We start from the raw sequence: 14,078 nt of genomic DNA on the forward strand, positions 1-14,078 counted from the left end.
AGCAGGCTCCGAGCAAGAATACTAAAATTTGTCTTGATACCGCGCCGTGAGCGGGTAGCGCCAATCCTTGCCGAAGCCTCGTGGCGTGATTCGTACGCCAGGTGGCGACTGGCGGCGCTTGTACTCGTTCTGCCGGACCAACTGGACCACGCGCCGCACATCACCTTCAGCGAAGTTCATATCCAGGATTTCCTCAAGCGCTATATCATGCTCCACATAAGCTTCCATGATGGCGTCGAGTATGTCGTAAGGCGGCAGACTGTCCTGGTCGGTCTGATCAGGGCGTAACTCGGCGGAGGGCGCACGGCTGATGACACGCTCCGGTATGACCTTTCCCCACGTGTTGCGATAACGGCAAAGGCGGTACACCATGGTTTTGCTGACGTCCTTCAACACCGCGAAGCCGCCGGCCATGTCTCCATACAAGGTACAGTAGCCGACAGCCGTCTCCGACTTGTTCCCGGTGGTAAGCACAATGGAGCCGGATCTGTTGGACAGCGCCATCAACAGAGTGCCGCGTATGCGCGCTTGCAAATTTTCTTCAGTGAGGTCAGGCCCATCGGAAAGGGACCGCCCCGCGCACCCGGTTGCAAGCGTACCCTTGAATTCGCCGAAGATCGTGCCGATGGGTAACTCGGTGTAGCGCACCTGCAGTGTTTCAGCTATCTCGCGGGCATCCGTCAAACTGATATCGGCGGTAAACTGCGATGGCATCATGACTGCTTGCACTCTGTTCGCGCCCAGCGCATCCACGGCAATGGCTAGCGTGAGCGCTGAGTCGACGCCGCCGGATAGCCCCAGCAACACCCCCGGTATTCTGTTTTTATCGACATAATCCTTGACCCCGAGGCACAGTGCCTTGTAAACACTTGCTTCCAGGACTTCTGACGCTGGAGCCTCGCCTGCTACAGGTGTTTTATTCTGAAACTCGATCAAACCAAGGCTTTCCACAAACTCGTCGAGTTGATGCGTGAGCTCGCCTTTTTCGTTTATCGCGAAGGAAGCCCCATCAAATACCAGTTCATCCTGTCCCCCCACCAGATTGACGTAAACTAGGGGAAGCGACGTTTCAGCGATGCGCTGGCGTACAATCTGATGGCGAAGATCCAGCTTGCGCATATGGTACGGCGAGGAATTCAGTACCAGCAGCACGTCCGCTCCGGCCGCCTTTGTGCACTTGGCCGGGACGGCGTCCCATATGTCCTGGCAGATATTGACGCCGAATTTTATGCCTTCCAGTTCAAATACACAGGCATCCGAACCCGCAGTGAAATAACGTTGTTCGTCGAAAACGCCGTCGTTGGGAAGCAGTTGTTTGAGATAGGTTGCAAGAATTTTTCCATCGCCTAATACCGAGGCTGCATTGTAGAGCTTGTCGCCGATAAGATGGGGATGACCTACCAATAGCGTAACGTTACTTGTTTTTCCGGCCAGTTCCGAAAGCGCATCTGCGCATGCGTGACGGAACCCGGCGCGCAATAACAGGTCTTCCGGCGGGTAGCCGGACAAGGCCAGCTCGGGGAAAACAATCAGGGCCGCCCCCGCATTTCTCGCCCGGTCGACGTAATCGAGTATCTTGCGAATATTTCCGCTCAGGTCGCCGACTACAAAATTGATCTGAGCAATGGCGAGTTTCATGCGCGAGCTGCCTGTTCTATATGTTTGTGATGGCGATCTGGCAGATAATACCAGAACGGTTCATCTTTAGCGGCCACGCGTCCGTTGCGCTAAGCGGGCGCTACACCTTCCATGATTTCAGCTATTGCGGTAAGGATAATCGATTCCCTTGAGGAAGTTTCCGCGTCCGAGTGGAATGCGCTGGCGGGCGACAACCCGTTCCTGCGGCATGAATTCCTGTCGGCCATGCACGAGAGCGGTTGCGCCTCAAAAGAAACCGGATGGGCGCCCCAATTTGTTACCTTGTGGGAAGGAAGCGCCCTTCGCGGGGCCATGCCCCTCTACGTGAAAAGCCATTCATATGGCGAGTATGTGTTTGACTGGGCCTGGGCCAACGCATACCACCGTCACGGTTATCGCTATTATCCCAAGTTGCTGAGCGCGGTGCCTTTCAGCCCGGTAACGGGGCGACGTTTGCTCGCCGAGCAGCCGGAGCATCGTGCCATGCTTCTCGACACGCTACTGAAAATGGTGAAACAGGAAAACGCAGAGACGGCCGTTTCGTCTTTTCATTGCCTATTTCCTTCAGAGCATGAAGCGCAGGAAATGGAGGCTGCAGGACTGATATTGCGGTATGGGATCCAGTTCCACTGGCGAAATGCGGCTGACGGGGGGTACGAAAGCTTCGAGGCATACCTGAAGGAAATGAGTCATGACAAACGCAAGAAAATCCGACAGGAGCGTAATAAAGTTCATTCCGCCGGAATTCGCTTTCAATGGCTATCAGGTTATCAGGCCACGAATGCTCACTGGCAGTTCTTTGTTGACTGCTACAATAAAACCTACCACGATCATGGTTCCCTGCCGTACCTCAATCTGGAATTCTTCACCCGGCTGGGTAAGAGCATGCCGGAGAATGTCTTGCTGATTCTGGCGTTGCAGGACGGCAAGCCAGTTGCGGCGTCCTTCTGTTTACATAATGGTCGGACGCTGTATGGGCGGTACTGGGGCGCGATGCAATATATTCCAGGATTGCATTTCGAAACCTGCTACTACCAGGCAATCGAGTACTGTATCGCGAACGGCGTCGCATTATTCGAAGGCGGCGCCCAGGGCGAGCATAAGCTTGCCCGCGGCTTTCTTCCCGTTCGTACCTGGTCGGCGCACTGGCTTGCGCATCCGGAATTCGCCTCGGCCATCCGCCAGCATGTGGAGCGGGAAGCGCAGGGTATCGATCGCTATCTGGATGAGTTGAATGACAATTCACCCTTCAGGAAGGATATAAGCAAATGATCAGGTTCTCCACTGCGCCGACGGCAAGTGCGCGTCAAGCGAAAATCGATTCACTTACTTAGCCACAAACACGCTCCATGAATTATTGCAGTCTTTGCGGCACCCGGGTTGAGTTGCGTATTCCTGAAGGCGATACGCTGCCGCGTTATGTCTGTACCGCATGCGGGATTATCCATTATCAAAATCCCAAGATCGTCGTGGGCTGTATCCCTGAGTGGGAGGACAAGATATTGTTGTGCCTGCGGGCCATTGAGCCGCGTCACGGCTTGTGGACGTTACCCGCCGGTTTCATGGAAAATGCCGAGACCTTGGCGCAGGGGGCAGAACGCGAAACGCTGGAAGAAGCGAACGCCCGGGTGGAGATAGGGAACCTGTACTCCATTTATAATCTGCCTCACATCGACCAGGTGCATGTGCTGTTTCGCGCGCGCCTGCTCGACCTGGATTTCAAACCGGGAATCGAAAGCCTGGACGTCCGGCTTTTCTCCGAAATAGAGATCCCATGGGATGCGCTGGCTTTCCGCGTCATCCGCGAGCCCCTGAAGCGTTACTTTGAGGAGCGGCGCCAGGGAAAACTGGGGTTTCACATGGAGACCATAGACGACGTGCGCAGGAAATAAACATTGTTGTTATGCGCTTTCCGCGTTTAAGCTGCCCGCAGAGCATCGACAATAGCTAGACGCGAAGCCTTCGCAGCGGGCAGGAAGCCGCCGGCAAAGCCCATTATCAGCGCAAAACCGAAGGACTTGAAAATAATTTCCGCATTCAGGGTAAAGCTGAACGCAAGTTCCGAGAACGATTGCCAGTTCATGGTGGAAATGGTCAATAGTTGCATGAACGACGCCAGTATCAAGCCGGTAATCCCCCCAGCGGCGCCCAGCATTAACGCCTCTACAAGAAAAGCGGAAAGGATATTGTTACGCCGGAACCCGAGCGCGCGCAGTGTGCCGATTTCGGTGGTCCGATTGGCGACCGAGGCATACATGGTGATCATTGCGCCAATAATCGCGCCAACAGAAAATATGATCGAAAGTATCATCCCGAGGTAGCGAATGAAGTTTGCCAGCAGCTGGGACTGCTCGGCGTAGAAAACGCTCTCCTGCTTGGCTTCGACCGTGAGACGGGGGTCATTCTCAAGGCGCGCCTTGAGTTCCGGGAACATAGCCGGGTCATTCAGCTTCAATATCACGGAGGAATATACCGGCCGGCGGAACGCCTGCATCAGCTGATCTACGTCTCCCCATATTTCAGAATCAAAGCCGGTTTTGCCCGCATCCATGACGCCGACGACGGTCCATTCACGCTGCCCGAAGCGTAATGTTTCACCTACGCCTGCCCCGGTATAACGTTCCGCCACGCTTTTTCCAGCGATGATTTCCGTGGACCCGGGACGGAACATTCGCCCTTCCGCAATATGGACCTGCGGGCGCAGCTCGATCCCTTTCTGCCCGACGCCCCGTATCAATACATTGGACGCCTTATCTGAGCCGCGTTTGGGGAGCGAAATCAGAACGATGGTTTCCTTGGAGGCGAGCCGTGTACCCGTCACTCCATAAGCGACCTCTGGCTGATTTTCCACGATGGCTGCTTGTTCACGATCTACCTGACTCTGCACTTCGGTGCCGGCCGAGCGCCGGGTGACAACGACATTGTCCGGTGAACCTGTTTCCACCAGTGTCTTTCGCAGACCCTCTTCCAGCATCAGCACCGTCGCGAACACAAAAACCACAAGGGCCATGCCTCCCGCAGTGAGAACCGTGGTGAGTTTGCGCGCGGCCAGGTTACGCAACGTATATGAAAGCGGGATCGACATGTCCGTTGATCTAGCCGATGCTGCGCAGCCCCTCGACGATAGATACGCGCGCTACGCGCGTGGCGGGTAGTGCCGCTGCTGCCAGTCCGACGGCAGTAGCGGCGGCTATTTGCATGTAAACTGTATCCAGCGATACGCCGAAAACTGGGAACAACGTGCCCATCTGCTTGCTGAACCGATCGGCCACGGGGAAAGTGAGCGCGATTCCTATCAGTCCTCCGGCGAGCGAGATCACTATCGATTCGCCATAGATCAGGCCCGTAAGAAAACGCGGGCCAAATCCGAGTGCCTTAAGCGTGGCATACTCACTGATGCGTTCACGAGCCGTCATTGCCATGGTATTGGCCATCACCGCCAGGATGATGAATATCACCACGAAGGAGACGATGCGGATCGCAACCACGATCGCTTCGGTCATTGACACAAAGCCCAGCTGAAACGCTTTCTCTGTTTCAGTAAGGGTTTCCGCAAGCGAGTTCCTGAACATCGCATCCACCTCGGTCGATATTTCAGCGGCTCTGTCGGGATCCGCAATCTGAATTACATATACGCCTACCCAGTCGGTTCGGCGGGCCGCTGCTTTTTTCATCGTTTCATTGAGATAATCCCAATGAAAGAAGAACTGCGAAGTATCGGTTCCCGCTTCCGCCCCATCATAGATGGCGCGGACCGTAAAGCTCCAGGCACCAGGATAGATCGTTCCGCGCAAGGGAATAGTGTCGCCTACTTTGAAGCCATAGGTGGTGGCGAGCTTCCGTCCGATAACGCAGCCTTTGCGGTCTGTCCGGAATGCCTTCATATCCCCCGGGGGGATAAGATACTCCGGATAAAGTTCGAAATATGTTTTCGGATCTATGGCGAATTGGGGAAAAAAGTTTTTCTCCGTGACGTAGACGCCGCCAAACCAGCTTGCATGGCTGATGCCTGTGACACCCGAAATTCGGCGTATTCGCTCCTGATAATTGATCGGCAGCGGAAACACCAGCGAAATCGAATTCCTCGTCACCAGTCTCGTGGAGGAGGCGCCTTCCGCACCTGCGTACCACGCGTCCACTACGGTGCGCAACAGCCCGAACGCGAGTATCGCCACCACCAGGCCCAGGACGGTCAAGCCGGTGCGTAACTTGTGACGCAAGGTATTCCTTAATATAAGCTTTAGAAAATGCATTTCCGGCAACCATCATCGCAGCACATCGCTGCAAGAAGAGGCTTAAGAAGAAAGATAAGGCGATTTCTTAATGCTCTAGCGTCACATCCAGCTCGCCTTTATCCAGGTGACGAATTAGATGGGCTGATCGCGCGGCATGCGGGTCGTGAGTGACCATGATGATTGTTTTGCCCATCTCGCTGTTCAGGCGACCCAGCATGGCGAGAATATCGTCCGCGGATGCGCGGTCAAGGTCGCCCGTGGGTTCGTCCGCAACCAGCAAAACCGGATCGGTTATGAAGGCGCGAGCAATGGCGACCCGTTGCTGCTGACCGCCGGAAAGTTCCGAAGGATAATGCTCCATACGGTCTGTCAGCCCAACCATCGACAATGCCAGTTCGACGCGCTCCCGTCTTTGAGTGCGCGGAAGCCGGGTTAACAACAGAGGCAGTTCGATATTTTCAAACGCAGTCAGCACAGGCATCAGATTGTAAAACTGGAAAATGAAGCCGACGTTCGCAGCCCGCCAGTCCGCCAGTTCGCGTTCGGAGAGTGTTGCGATATCGGTTCCGTTCACCCTCAGCGATCCGCTATCGGGCTTGTCGATGCCGGCAATCAGGTTGAGCAGCGTGCTTTTGCCAGACCCGGAAGGACCCATCAAGGCTATAAATTCACCCGTCCTGATGTCAAAAGAAATATTGGTCAATACCGGCACCACTTGTCCGCCGCGGCGGTAGGATTTGGTCAAGTGTCTGATCTCGACGATGGGGGAAAGCGCGTCCATTTTCGGCCAAATACCGCTATTTCACTGCGGTCCTGACGTTATCTCCGCTGTCGAGATTGCTCGGGGGCCGCAGTATGACCTTCTCGCCGGCTGTGGCGCCATTCCGAACCTCCACCATATCACCAATTTTCTCACCAGTCTCGATGGCGGTTTCCACGGCTTTTCCTTCCTTCATGATAAAGACTACGTTCTCTCCATTCCGCTGGACGATGGCGTCCGGATGCACCACCGTGCGTGAACTCCGGTGCTCAGGAGGCATTTCCTTTTCCAGAAAGGCGATTTTTGCGCTCATTTCCGGTAGCACCTGCGGGTCGTGGTCAATGAACTTTATTTTTACCAGGACTGTAGCTTTGGCCCGGTCAACCGTTGGGACAATCCGTTGCACGAGGCCGCGCAAGCGCAAGTCAGGGAGTGCATCCAGCTGAATTTCACAGGGCTGCTCAAGCTTCACTTTGGGAAGGTTGGATTCGGATACGTCGGCTTCCACTTCAAGCGTATCCATGTCCGCCATCGTTACAACTGCTCCCTTTGCATCGAGGGCAGAAGAAAAGGGGGTGATCACATCACCGACGTTCGCATTCTTGGTCAGCACGACGCCGTCAAATGGAGCGCGAATCAGCGTTTGTTCCACCGCTATCTGCGCTGCGCGATAGTTTGCCTCGGTGACATTGATTGACGCCTGATAGGCGAGGATTGCTGCTTGTGCCTTATGGTAACGGGCAGTAAGCGTGTCATACGCGGATTGTGAAATAAAGCCCTTTGCGAGCAGTTCGCCGTTGCGGTCGAATACCGCCTGCGCCTCGACCAGTTCGGCCTGCGCCTGCTGCAGGTTTGCCTTGGCGAGCGCTACATTAGCGGCCGCCTGTTCCATCGTCGCGCTGACATCAGCGTTCTCAATCCGAGCGACAATCTCGCCTTTTTTCACCCGGCTGCCTTCTGTAACGCCGAGCCACTCGACTCGTCCGGTCGCCTTGGATGCTACCGCTGCCTTGCGCTGCGCCACTACATAACCGGTCGCGTTGAGTAAGGTGAAGGATTGCGAGGGGTAGGCAGTGGTAACAGTCGCTGACTCCACCTCAACTATGGCGCTGCTGCGGAAGTAGAAAAGCGCGAGCAGTCCAATGGCAGCAGCGATTGCCAACGCAGCCAGCAGGCGCGGTGGTCGCTTACCTGGGGCGACGCCAGCAGCACCGGTACGGTCGATTTTTAGCTTGGAGAGGTCTTCTGTAGCCACGGCGGGAATATAACGTAACTTATCTCCGCGATTATGGCGTAGAAGCGGCGCGACGGCTATCGACCCCCTCCGGAAGGCGGGGGGCAAATTCCGTGCGGGGTGCGTACGAGATGTTTATTCCAACGACACCATCTTGGAGCGCGTCAGCGGCGGATTGTTGGCGAAGTAGCGTTTGATGCCAGCAAGTATGGCCTCGGCCAGCTTGTCCTGGTAAGCAGTATCTTTCAACTTCTTTTCTTCATCGGGGTTGCTGATGAAAGCAGTCTCCACCAGGATGGAGGGAATGTCCGGAGATTTGAGCACGGCAAATCCCGCCTGCTCCACGTCATTCTTATGCAGGTGGTTGATATCGCCAATTTCGAGGAGTACTTCCCTTCCAAGCTTAAGACTGTCATTGATCGTTGCCGTTTGCGACAAGTCCAGTAAGGTCTGCTTGAGATAAGGATCCTTTATATCCAGATTGACCCCTCCGATCAGGTCGGCCTCGTTTTCCTTTTTCGCCAGCCAGCGGGCGGCTGCCGATGTCGCGCCGCGTTCGGAGAGGGCATATACGGAGGAGCCCTTCGCGTGGGGCTTGATAAAGGCATCCGCGTGCACGGACACGAACAGATCAGCATTCAGCTGACGCGCTTTTACCAGCCGCATCGGCAGGGAAATGAAGTAGTCGCCGTCCCGCGTCAACGCCGCACGCATGTTTGGCTCTTTATCTATTTTAGCTTTTAGTTTCCTTGCAATCGCGAGTGTGATGTTTTTCTCATGTGTTCCGCTGCCGCTGATGGCGCCTGGATCCTCGCCGCCATGGCCAGGATCGATGGCGACGGTGATCAGCCTTATCATTTCCGGCTTGTTCTTCCTGGGGCTTTCCGTGCCGCGCGCCGCCTTGGGCGTGGCAGCGACGCCAAGAGGATTATCGGCTTTTACCTCATCCCGCAGCATTCCTGTGGCATTTTCATTCAGGAACGCCATCAGCGGATCAGGGGGCACAACCGGATAAATATCCAGCACAAGCCGATGGCCATAGTCGCCCACGGGTTTGAGCACGAATGCTTGCGGCATGACGGCGGTTTTGAGGTCCAATACCAGCCGCACCACGCCTGGTTTGTACCGGCCAATGCGCATTGTCTGGATATAGGGGTCGGCAGCGTCAATCTTGGCGGGAAGTTTTTCAAGTTCCGTAGTGAGCGCGACACGCTCGAGATCAACCACCACCCGGTCCGGATTTTTCACCGTGCTCAGGGAGTAATGTATGGGCGAGGCGGATTCCAGCGTAAGTCGCGTATATTCCGCCGCCGGCCAGACACGGGCAGAGCTGATCGGCGTGCCGGCAACGGCGGAATTGCCGAGGGGCAGGAGCACGGAGGCCGCGAGCGACAACCAGGCCAGCACCGCGGCCGGTGGCATGGTGTTGTGGTCCGTTATTTTTTGCATACGCCACCCCCCAAACAGCTTTCAGCTCCGATAGGGGACGCCCACTGTCCCTCATGGAACGGATTCAGCACTCTCTCAGCGTTTGCCAGTGATTTAAACACAGCCTACCCGCGTGCGTGCCTGCGCTCATTTCGACATTGCGGCCTGGATCGGACAAGTAGAAAAGAAACGTCAGATCCGCCTGCGGTAATAATCCATCCACCTTTTCCGGCCACTCCACCAGACAGATCGACTCTGCGTTGAAATACTCGCGGAAGCCTGCGTCTTCCCATTCTGCCGGATCTTCGAATCGATAGAAATCAAAGTGATACAAGTATAACTTAGAAATTTTATAAAGTTCAATCAAATTATAGGTCGGACTTTTCACTTTTCCCTCATAACCCAACCCCCGCAGGATGCCCCTTGCAAAGGTGGTTTTTCCCGCGCCCAGGTCGCCACGAAGAAAAATGACCAGGCCGGGATGCAATACTTGTGCGAGTTGTCCGCCAAGCAGGAGCGTAGCCGTTTCGTCTGCAAGAGTTAGCCTAAAGTGCTGCATCCGGGATGATGTATGCGGGTAGAGTCGGTATGATGTGAATTATGCGGGAAATGACTACGAAAAATTCGCCACGGGACAATGTCCTTGATTCTCTGTGCGACCTTACTCAGCGGACCCAAGCAGTGAAAGCGTGGGGGAAAGAGCTCGGCTTTCAGGAAATCCGCATCGCGGACGCTGCCGCCGACGTGTCCCAATCCGAATCTGGTTTGAAGCGGTGGCTGGCGGAAGGGTATCACGGCGAAATGGATTATATGGGGAAACATGGCACACGGCGTACTAGACCTGCAGAACTCGTCCCCGGCACCTTGCGGGTCATTTCGGCGCGCATGAATTATATGCCTGAGGCAAAAGACTCGTGGGAGGTGATAGCGGATGGCGACAAGGCATTCATTTCCCGGTACGCGCTCGGGCGCGATTATCACAAGGTGTTGCGTGGGCGCTTGCAGAACCTGGCGGAACGAATCGCAGCTGAGGTAGAGCCCTTCAATTACCGTGTTTTCTCGGATAGCGCCCCCGTAATGGAAGTGGAATGGGCACAAAAGTCCGGAGCTGGCTGGCGTGGGAAGCATACGCTGCTGCTTACCCGTGACGCCGGGTCGATGTTCTTTATTGGTGAAATTTATACCGATTTGCCTCTGATGGTGGATGATCCCATCGGAAACTATTGCGGAAGTTGCACCAAGTGCATTGATATCTGCCCGACGCAGGCGATTATCGGTCCATACCGGCTCGACGCGAGGCGGTGCATTTCCTATCTTACTATCGAACTTAAAGGCAGCATTCCAGAGATGCTGCGCCCCTTGATCGGCAACCGGGTATATGGTTGTGATGACTGCCAGCTTATCTGCCCATGGAACAAATTTGCGGCATATACCGGCGAGGCGGATTTCGCCGTGCGTAACGGATTGGACGACGTATCGCTGGTCCAATTATTTGGGTGGAGCAGGGAGGAATTCGATACCCGGTTGGCCGGAAGCCCGATCAGGCGTATCGGTCACGAGCAATGGTTGCGTAATCTCGCTGTCGGTTTGGGCAACGCACCCTCTTCCCCCGCTGTGTTGGCTGCGTTGCAGGCCCGGCGCGACGATCCTTCGCCTCTTGTGCGCGAACATGTGCGATGGGCGCTGCAAACTCACGAGAACCGCCGTAATTAACCGCCATTTTTTGAGACCGTCAAGCCGTACTCAAGGATACACTCACCATAATGGTCTATAGACCAATTGAACAGAGTGTACTAAAGTCCAATTTTCCACTGATGCCGAAGTTGCTACGATGCGGACGCAATGCGCAAGGTCAGACACGACAATACCTACTGTTCAGTCGGAGACTTTTCTTTGATGAAAAGAGCGAAAGGACGATAACGCGCACATTGGGACCGCGCAAATGTTATCATTGAAACAAAAACATACGGATGCCATTTCGCTCCGCCCGGGTGATTAGTCGAGCAAGAGTTAATGCCGTCTTGACAGGGATAAGGACTTATAGCATCTTTAATTTCTAATTAAAATCAAACTGTCCCCGCAAACCCCCCATCGCATCTTCCACAAAATCGCATAGAGGAATTCCGTGAACGCTTTGCACATCGGTGTTATGAAATGGCTGGCTTGTTTTGCCGTCGTATTTCCTGTCCTTTCTCTTGGCGGCTGTAAGACTTACCCGCCCCTCACCGCCGATGGGACGCCGTATGTCGGACATGACTACCTTATCGGGCCCGGCGACATGGTAGACGTCATTGTCTGGCGAAACCCTGAAGTCTCCATGGCGGTACCCGTCCGGCCGGATGGTAAAATCACCACTCCTCTGGTGGAGGATCTTCCGGCCAGTGGAAAAACATCGACCCAATTGGCGCGAGACATTGAACAAGCGTTATCTAAATATATTCAGCAACCCGTCGTAACCGTAGTGGTAACAGAGTTTGTCGGTCCTTACACAGAACAGATACGTGTGATAGGCGAGGCTGCCAAACCGCAGGCCCTTCCCTACCGGGAGGAAATGAGCCTGATGGACGTTATGATTGAGGTAGGCGGGATGACGGATTTCGCGGCAGGTAACAAGGCCCGAATTATTCGCAGTGTAGAGGGGAAACAGCAGCAGTTCAGCGTTCGATTGGATGATCTGATCAGGGACGGCGATATTACGGCTAACGTACCGATGCGCCAGGGTGACGTACTTGTCATACCGGAGAGCTTTTTCTGATTTCGCTACGATACTTGTTTCCATATGTTTAAGCTGGGATTGATAGAGGTTACGACTGTTGCGATTGCCGAAGTAAATCCGACATCTGATTACGTCGGGAGAACTCCTTTATGAACAAGATGTTTTGCCGTCATCAGATCGCCAGATCCGGAGGGATTATTGGGACAGCTGATTTTCGATGCGAGGTTATATGATTCTTCCGTTTTCGCTGTCAAGTGGTTACCCGAGTAAGCTTTCAATAATCTTACCGCGTAGGCTGGCGGCGGAATCTGTAAGGATCATTTGAAACATGGAGGAACTTACTTCCCAACTATTGGTGTATTTAAAGGGGGTATGGAAATATCGCTGGATCGCGGTTGCCGCTGCATGGGTCGTCGCGATTGGAGGATGGGTTATAGTCTATAAGCTGCCGGACGATTACCAGGCCTCGGCAAGAATTTATGTGGATACCCAAAATGTCCTGAAGCCGTTAATGGCCGGGATGACAATATCTCCCGACCTGCAACAGCAGGTTTCCATCATGAGCCGCACTCTGATAAGTCGACCCAACGTAGAGAGAGTGGTACGTATGGTCGATCTGGATATCAAGGCGAAGGATGTGAAGGACCAGGAAAAGCTCGTCAAGGAGCTGATGGAAAAAATCAAGTTGGGTACGACTGGGCGCGATAATCTTTTTACGATCCATTACAACAACCGAAACCCGAAGCTGGCCAAAGATGTCGTTCAATCCCTGTTGACCATTTTTGTCGAGGGCGGCCTCGGCGACAAGCAGGACTCTTCTTCAGCCATTCGCTTTATTGATGAGCAGATACAGAGTTACGAAGAAAAACTGGTGGTTGGAGAGAATAACCTGAAGGCCTTCAAGCAGAAGTACATCGGGATGTTGCCCCAGCAGGGTAATGATTATTACGCCCAGCTATCCAAGGCTGGGGAAGATCTGAATAAAACCAGACTGGATCTGCGGGAGGCTGAGCAGGCCCGCGATGCGATAAGAAGGCAAATCTCGGGCGACGAGCCTGTTCTCCTGGTGGATCAGAACGACTTGGCCTCGTCCGTAGTAAACGTGGAGCTTGACGGCCGTATTGAGGCATTGAACCGGAACCTGGACTCGCTCAGGCTGAACTTCACCGAATTGCATCCCGACATTATCGCCGCGAAACGGCTGATTGCTCAGCTTGAGGATCGTAAGAAAGAAGAAGCCAAACTGGTAAAACCCAGCAGTGACCCCGGCAAGAATTACAGCCCGATGTTGCAACAGCTCAATGTGGCGCTAGCGGAAGCTGAAGCGGATGTGGCATCGATGCGCGCGCGCGTAGAAGAATACACTTCCCGCTATGAGCGTTTGAAATCGCTGAGCAATGCGGTGCCGCAAGTGGAAGCAGAGCTTGCGCAGCTGAATCGTGATTATCAGGTTAATAAGGCAAATTACGAGAAACTTCTAGAACGGCGCGAGTCGGCGAAGATTTCAGGGGAGCTCGGCTCTGCGACGGATCTGATGTCTTTCAGGATCATTGACCCGCCGACCGTGCCTGACCTGCCGGTGGGACCGGATCGGAGCAAACTTTTTTCCCTGGTTTTTCTTGGTTCACTGGTAGTGGGCATCGGGATATCGTTTATCGCCAGCCAGATACGGCCTACTTTCCATAGTCAGATGAGTTTGCGTGAGATAACCGGAAGGCCAATACTCGGCTCGATCCCCATGATTTGGACGAGTCAAGAAAAAACCAAGCGCAGAAAAAGGCTCTACGCTTTTGGCCTCTCTTTGCTATCGTTGCTCGGCTTGTATGGGGTATTGATGGTACGGGTCGTTTAGAACGGCAGAATTTTTGCGAATCGAGGATCGCTTGCGTTACCTCCATTCGATCTGCCTCAAGATTCTAGCCACTCCTCACTTTAGTTTGGTTTAGTGAGAGCGCATCTGCCGATAGCCTTGCCATGGACTGGGCGAACTCCGGCGAACAGTTGCCACGAATTTAAGGAAGCCTCGCCGCATACATCCGCATGGGGCGACGTCTCAGTTATTTTGGA

General features: G+C 54.3%; 12 protein-coding genes. 5 read left to right on the forward strand and 7 right to left on the reverse strand.

Going from position 1 to position 14,078, the window contains the following annotated elements; all coding sequences use genetic code 11:
- Positions 1-21: 21 nt before the first annotated feature.
- Entirely contained in the window at positions 22-1,638 is a 1,617-nt protein-coding gene (locus BM022_RS01845; protein WP_091136315.1) for an NAD+ synthase, read from the reverse strand.
- Between the two features lie 111 nt (positions 1,639-1,749).
- On the opposite strand from BM022_RS01845, the gene BM022_RS01850 reads away from it, so the two are divergent.
- Positions 1,750-2,910, forward strand: coding sequence for a GNAT family N-acetyltransferase (locus BM022_RS01850; RefSeq protein WP_091136318.1), 1,161 nt, complete (start codon positions 1,750-1,752; stop codon positions 2,908-2,910).
- A gap of 77 nt (positions 2,911-2,987) precedes the next feature.
- Positions 2,988-3,530, forward strand: coding sequence for an NUDIX hydrolase (locus BM022_RS01855; RefSeq protein ID WP_091136320.1), 543 nt, complete (start codon positions 2,988-2,990; stop codon positions 3,528-3,530).
- A 26-nt stretch (positions 3,531-3,556) separates the two neighbouring features.
- Here BM022_RS01855 and BM022_RS01860 read toward each other — a convergent pair whose 3' ends face one another.
- The 6 genes from BM022_RS01860 to tsaE form a co-directional block, all read right to left on the reverse strand.
- Positions 3,557-4,723, reverse strand: a complete 1,167-nt coding sequence (locus BM022_RS01860) for an ABC transporter permease (protein ID WP_091136323.1) — start codon at positions 4,721-4,723, stop codon at positions 3,557-3,559.
- A gap of 10 nt (positions 4,724-4,733) precedes the next feature.
- A complete protein-coding gene (locus tag BM022_RS01865; protein WP_256208823.1) occupies positions 4,734-5,858 on the reverse strand; it encodes an ABC transporter permease in 1,125 nt (374 codons plus the stop codon).
- A 100-nt stretch (positions 5,859-5,958) separates the two neighbouring features.
- The gene (locus BM022_RS01870; RefSeq protein WP_091136327.1) at positions 5,959-6,654 is read right to left on the reverse strand and encodes an ABC transporter ATP-binding protein; all 696 of its coding nucleotides are present in this window, start codon (positions 6,652-6,654) and stop codon (positions 5,959-5,961) included.
- 16 nt (positions 6,655-6,670) lie between these two features.
- Positions 6,671-7,888, reverse strand: coding sequence for an efflux RND transporter periplasmic adaptor subunit (locus BM022_RS01875; protein WP_091136329.1), 1,218 nt, complete (start codon positions 7,886-7,888; stop codon positions 6,671-6,673).
- 114 nt (positions 7,889-8,002) lie between these two features.
- A complete protein-coding gene (locus BM022_RS01880; RefSeq protein WP_091136332.1) occupies positions 8,003-9,316 on the reverse strand; it encodes an N-acetylmuramoyl-L-alanine amidase in 1,314 nt (437 codons plus the stop codon).
- A gap of 64 nt (positions 9,317-9,380) precedes the next feature.
- Complete coding sequence (gene tsaE, locus BM022_RS01885) at positions 9,381-9,854, reverse strand: tRNA (adenosine(37)-N6)-threonylcarbamoyltransferase complex ATPase subunit type 1 TsaE (RefSeq protein WP_091136334.1); 474 nt, start codon at positions 9,852-9,854, stop codon at positions 9,381-9,383.
- 50 nt (positions 9,855-9,904) lie between these two features.
- Between tsaE and queG the strand changes: the two genes are divergently transcribed.
- From queG to BM022_RS01900, 3 genes are all read left to right on the forward strand, one after another.
- Complete coding sequence (gene queG / locus BM022_RS01890) at positions 9,905-11,008, forward strand: tRNA epoxyqueuosine(34) reductase QueG (protein ID WP_371264278.1); 1,104 nt, start codon at positions 9,905-9,907, stop codon at positions 11,006-11,008.
- Positions 11,009-11,444: 436 nt separating this feature from the next.
- A complete protein-coding gene (locus BM022_RS01895) occupies positions 11,445-12,050 on the forward strand; it encodes an XrtA/PEP-CTERM system exopolysaccharide export protein (protein ID WP_091136338.1) in 606 nt (201 codons plus the stop codon).
- Positions 12,051-12,339: 289 nt separating this feature from the next.
- The gene (locus BM022_RS01900; protein WP_091136341.1) at positions 12,340-13,863 is read left to right on the forward strand and encodes an XrtA system polysaccharide chain length determinant; all 1,524 of its coding nucleotides are present in this window, start codon (positions 12,340-12,342) and stop codon (positions 13,861-13,863) included.
- Positions 13,864-14,078: the final 215 nt, after the last annotated feature.

Origin of the sequence: Nitrosospira sp. Nsp14 (genome assembly GCF_900113575.1) — a bacterium.
Classification (GTDB): Bacteria; Pseudomonadota; Gammaproteobacteria; order Burkholderiales; family Nitrosomonadaceae; genus Nitrosospira.

Bases quoted from the DNA above. Each gene is read 5' to 3' on its own strand.
- queG (WP_371264278.1), top strand. From the start codon at position 9,905: ATGACTACGAAAAATTCGCCACGGGACAATGTCCTTGATTCTCTGTGC.
- BM022_RS01860 (WP_091136323.1), bottom strand. From the start codon at position 4,723: ATGTCGATCCCGCTTTCATATACGTTGCGTAACCTGGCCGCGCGCAAA.
- BM022_RS01895 (WP_091136338.1), top strand. From the start codon at position 11,445: ATGAAATGGCTGGCTTGTTTTGCCGTCGTATTTCCTGTCCTTTCTCTT.
- tsaE (WP_091136334.1), bottom strand. From the start codon at position 9,854: ATGCAGCACTTTAGGCTAACTCTTGCAGACGAAACGGCTACGCTCCTG.
- BM022_RS01855 (WP_091136320.1), top strand. From the start codon at position 2,988: ATGAATTATTGCAGTCTTTGCGGCACCCGGGTTGAGTTGCGTATTCCT.
- BM022_RS01870 (WP_091136327.1), bottom strand. From the start codon at position 6,654: ATGGACGCGCTTTCCCCCATCGTCGAGATCAGACACTTGACCAAATCC.
- BM022_RS01880 (WP_091136332.1), bottom strand. From the start codon at position 9,316: ATGCAAAAAATAACGGACCACAACACCATGCCACCGGCCGCGGTGCTG.
- BM022_RS01845 (WP_091136315.1), bottom strand. From the start codon at position 1,638: ATGAAACTCGCCATTGCTCAGATCAATTTTGTAGTCGGCGACCTGAGC.
- BM022_RS01850 (WP_091136318.1), top strand. From the start codon at position 1,750: ATGATTTCAGCTATTGCGGTAAGGATAATCGATTCCCTTGAGGAAGTT.
- BM022_RS01900 (WP_091136341.1), top strand. From the start codon at position 12,340: ATGGAGGAACTTACTTCCCAACTATTGGTGTATTTAAAGGGGGTATGG.